Raw genomic sequence first — 4,129 nt, 5'->3', positions numbered from 1 at the left:
TGCGCTTCCGACCTGACGTGAGGCCCGGCCCAGGCGCGGGGTTCGGTGCGGCGGCCTTCGGTGCCGCCGGGGCGGGCGCGGCCGGCTGCTCGACCGGCTTCGGCGCAGGCGGCGCGGGCTGGCGCTCGATCGGTTGCGGTTTCAGCAGCTCGATCTGCACGGGGATTTCGGCGGGTGGGGGCGGCGTGAACGCTTCGCGGTTGCGCATCAGCCAGAACGCGGCGAGCGCGTGCAGCACCAGCACGACGACGAGCGCAATGCCCACGCGCAGCCAGTGGCGGGGCAAAGCGTGACTCGGGCGGGTGTCGGCAGGCTGCATGGGCATCGGAACAGGATCGGGGCGTTCGCATGACGTCGGGCGCGCCGCGCGCGCCACAGGAATCGGACTGTCGAATGCGCCGCGCGTTCGCGCTGCGTGACGGAGCGGGTACCGGATGCGTCAGGCGTCGCGCGCGTCGGGACTATAGCCGAGTTCGTAAGACAGTTTCTGCGCGCATGCGCGCAGCGCGGTGTCGATCTCGCCGCCCCATGCAATGTCGAACGAGCCTTCCTGGCCGAGCGCGACGATCGCGAGCGCGAGTTCGCCGACCGCATCGAACACGGGCATGCAGAACGCGTGGATCGTCGGCAGCAGCATCCCCTCGACGCGCGCGGCCTCGTGCTGGCGCACGTCGGCGAGCACCGCGTCGACCTCGTCGAGCGTGCGCGGGCCGCCGTGATGCGGCGAGCGGCGCGTATCGGCGAGCTCGCGCTCGAGCATCGCGGCGGTCTTGCTGCGCGGCAGGTACGCGGCGAACAGCAGCCCCGTCGCGGAGCCGAGCAGCGGCATCACGTCGCCGAGCTTCAGCGACGCCTTCGCCGGGTGGCTCGATTCCATCCAGTGGACGATCGTCGGCCCCTGGTTGCCCCATACCGCGATGCCGACCGTCTGGTCGAGGCGGTCGCGGAATTCGGTCAGCGCGATCCGCGCGAGCTTCACGCCGTCGACGCGCGCGAGCCGCGCAAGCCCCATCTGCAGAGCGAAGCCGCCGAGCTCGTAGCGGCCCGAGACGGGATCCTGCGACACCACGCCGAGCCGCGAGAAGCTGACCAGGTAGCGGTGCGCCTTCGCAGGACTCATGCCCGCGCGCTGCGCGAGGTCGCGCAGCATCATCGCGCGCGGCTCGCTCGTCAGCACGTCGAGCAGGCGGAAGCCGACCTCGATCGACTGGATGCCGGAACGGACCTTCTCGCCGTGCTCGCCGGAAGCGGCGTCGTCGGTGTCGGAGTCGGCGAGATCGTCGTCGGGAAGCGGGCTGGCAGGCATGGGCGGCAGGTGCGCGAAAAGGCGGCAGGAATCGGGCTGAAAAACCGGACTGAAAAACCGGACTGAAAAACCGGATCGAAAAATCGGGGCAAAAACGGCGCGCACAATCGCGGCCCGCCGCAGGGATTCACCATCGTAAAATAGATTCCCTCCATCGTCACTACACCGCCAGAGCACCCCTATGAAACTTGCTTCGCTGAAGGACGGCACGCGCGACGGCCAGCTGATCGTCGTGTCGCGCGACCTGCACACCGCGGCGATCGCCGACGCGATCGCGCCGACGCTGCAGCGCGTCCTCGACGACTGGGCGTTCTACGCGCCGCAGCTGCGCGACCTGTACGATGCGCTGAACCACGGCCGCGCGCGCAATGCCTTCACGTTCGATCCGGCCAACTGCATGGCGCCGCTGCCGCGAGCGTTCCAGTGGGCCGACGGCTCCGCGTACGTGAACCACGTCGAGCTCGTGCGCCGCGCGCGCGGCGCGGAGATGCCGCCCGAATTCTGGACCGACCCGCTGATGTACCAGGGCGGCAGCGACGATTTCCTCGGGGCCCGCGACGACGTCGTGTGCCCGTCCGAGGAATGGGGTATCGATTTCGAGGCGGAAGTCGCGGTGATCACCGGCGACGTGCGGATGAGCGCGACGCCCGACGAAGCGCTGAAGGCCGTGCGGCTCGTCACGCTCGTGAATGACGTGTCGCTGCGCAACCTGATTCCGGCCGAGCTCGCGAAGGGTTTCGGTTTCTTCCAGAGCAAGCCGGCCACCGCATTTGCACCGGTCGCCGTGACGCCCGACGAGCTCGGCGACGAATGGCGCGAAGGCCGCGTGCACCGGCCGATGATCGTCCACTGGAACGGCAAGAAGGTCGGCCAGCCCGATGCGGGCACCGACATGGTGTTCCACTTCGGCCAGCTGGTCGCGCATGCGGCGAAGACGCGCAACCTGCGCGCCGGCTCGATCGTCGGCTCGGGCACGGTGTCGAACAAGGACGCGAAGCGCGGCTACTGCTGCATCGCCGAGAAGCGCTGCCTCGAGACGATCGAGCACGGCGCGCCGCAGACCGAATTCATGCGCTACGGCGATACCGTGCGCATCGAGATGTTCGACACGGCCGGCAAGTCGATCTTCGGCGCGATCGAGCAGTCGGTCGCCCCGCCCGACGGCGCGGCGTAAGTCACGCGGAGCACGCAGCGCTCCGCGTTCGCGAAACCCGGGCCCGGCCCGCGCGCCGGGTTTCGCCTGATGTTTGCCCGCGCGGGCTTGGCTACACTCGATTCAGGGGCGCGAGAGCCTCGAGCAAGGAGCAGCGCATGGCCAATCTCGCCGCGTACGGCGGTTACGAAGCACTGAAGGTGACGCGCCGCGACCATGGCGTGCTCGACATCGTGATGAGCGGCGAGGGCGCGAACCGCAGCGGCCTCGCGACCGCGAACGCGCGCATGCATCGCGAGCTGGCCGACATCTGGCGCGACGTCGACCGCGATCCCGACACGCGCGTCGCGGTGATCCGCGGCGAAGGCAAGGGCTTCTCGGCGGGCGGCGATCTCGCGCTCGTCGAGGACATGGCGAACGACTTCGACGTGCGCGCCCGCGTGTGGCGCGAGGCGCGCGACCTCGTCTACAACGTGATCAACTGCAGCAAGCCGATCGTTTCGGCGATGCATGGCCCGGCCGTTGGTGCCGGGCTCGTCGCCGGGCTGCTCGCCGACATCTCGATCGCCGCGAAGGATGCGCGCATCATCGACGGCCACACGCGGCTCGGCGTCGCGGCAGGCGACCACGCGGCGATCGTGTGGCCGCTGCTGTGCGGGATGGCGAAGGCGAAGTACTACCTGATGCTGTGCGAGCCGGTGAGCGGCGAGGAGGCCGAGCGGATCGGGCTGGTATCGCTCGCGGTCGAGCCGGCCGACCTGCTGCCGAAGGCCTACGAAGTGGCCGAGCGGCTCGCGCACGGTTCGCAGTCGGCGATCCGCTGGACCAAGTACGCATTGAACAACTGGCTGCGCACGGCCGGGCCGACCTTCGATACGTCGCTCGCGCTCGAATTCATGGGGTTTGCCGGGCCCGACGTGCAGGAAGGCATCCGCTCGCTGCGCGAGCGTCGCCCGCCCGAGTTCCCCGGCGACGCGCCGTTCTGACACGCGCTGGCGCTATGATCGATCCAGGCGCGGCTCGCGCGATGCATGGCGGCCGCCTCGCTCTCACCCAGTCAACCAGGACGCCCGTATGACGACCGATGCCTCCGGCTCCAACCCTTTCGCCGGCTTTGCCGGCTTCAAGCCCGCCGACATGATGGACCGCATGTGGGACATGATGCGGATGTCGCCGTTCGGCGGGATGACGTCGTTTCCGGGCGCCACGCAAGGGCTGCCGCCGTCGCTGTCGAGCATGTCCGACATGATGGCGCCGCTCACGAGCGTCGAGGAGCTCGACAAGCGGATCACCGATCTGCGCGCCGTCGAGCAGTGGCTGAAGCTCAATCTCGGGATGCTGCAGTCCGCGATCCAGGCGCTCGAGGTGCAGCGCGCGACGCTCGCGACGCTGCGTGCGTTCGGTGCGTTCGCGCAGAGCTCGATGTCGGCGGCCGAGGAAGCGGCCGTCGCGGCCGCGCATGCGGCGAAACAGGCGTCGGGCGACGCGTCGCCGGCACCGGATGCCGACGCGTCGGATGTGGCGGCGGGCGACGCCGCGCAGCAGGCCTTCGACCCGTCCGGCTGGTGGAACCTGCTGCAGTCGCAGTTCAACCAGCTCGCGAGCCTCGCGATGACGCAGCCGGGCATGCAGCCCGCCGCGCCCGGCGCTGCGCCGGCGGACGCGGCGGG

Annotated in this window: 4 protein-coding genes and 1 pseudogene; 3 read left to right on the top strand and 2 right to left on the bottom strand. The window is 69.8% G+C overall.

Translation table 11 applies throughout. From position 1 onward, the window contains the following. Both G3O00_RS40600 and G3O00_RS40595 read right to left on the bottom strand, forming a co-directional pair. A pseudogene (locus G3O00_RS40600) lies at positions 1-325 on the bottom strand (DUF3108 domain-containing protein); the annotation flags it as partial. A gap of 114 nt (positions 326-439) precedes the next feature. Then, a complete protein-coding gene (locus G3O00_RS40595; protein ID WP_085042697.1) occupies positions 440-1,306 on the bottom strand; it encodes an IclR family transcriptional regulator in 867 nt (288 codons plus the stop codon). 181 nt (positions 1,307-1,487) lie between these two features. On the opposite strand from G3O00_RS40595, the gene G3O00_RS40590 reads away from it, so the two are divergent. The 3 genes from G3O00_RS40590 to G3O00_RS40580 all read left to right on the top strand — a co-directional run. Next, positions 1,488-2,480 (top strand): fumarylacetoacetate hydrolase family protein, encoded by a 993-nt coding sequence (locus tag G3O00_RS40590; protein ID WP_174935881.1) that lies wholly within the window; start codon positions 1,488-1,490, stop codon positions 2,478-2,480. Between the two features lie 137 nt (positions 2,481-2,617). Next, complete coding sequence (locus tag G3O00_RS40585; protein ID WP_085042695.1) at positions 2,618-3,445, top strand: enoyl-CoA hydratase/isomerase family protein; 828 nt, start codon at positions 2,618-2,620, stop codon at positions 3,443-3,445. A gap of 88 nt (positions 3,446-3,533) precedes the next feature. Next, positions 3,534-4,129 (top strand): PhaM family polyhydroxyalkanoate granule multifunctional regulatory protein (locus G3O00_RS40580; protein ID WP_206146363.1); only part of this gene is annotated, 596 nt, incomplete at its 3' end.

Origin of the sequence: Burkholderia sp. Ac-20384, assembly GCF_017104605.1 — a bacterium.
In the GTDB taxonomy this organism is placed as follows: domain Bacteria; phylum Pseudomonadota; class Gammaproteobacteria; order Burkholderiales; family Burkholderiaceae; genus Burkholderia; species Burkholderia lata.
This window is presented reverse-complemented; position numbering and strand designations above follow the sequence as displayed.

Coding starts and splice junctions, on each gene's coding strand:
- G3O00_RS40595 (WP_085042697.1), bottom strand. CDS start 1,306: ATGCCTGCCAGCCCGCTTCCCGACGACGATCTCGCCGACTCCGACACC.
- G3O00_RS40590 (WP_174935881.1), top strand. CDS start 1,488: ATGAAACTTGCTTCGCTGAAGGACGGCACGCGCGACGGCCAGCTGATC.
- G3O00_RS40585 (WP_085042695.1), top strand. CDS start 2,618: ATGGCCAATCTCGCCGCGTACGGCGGTTACGAAGCACTGAAGGTGACG.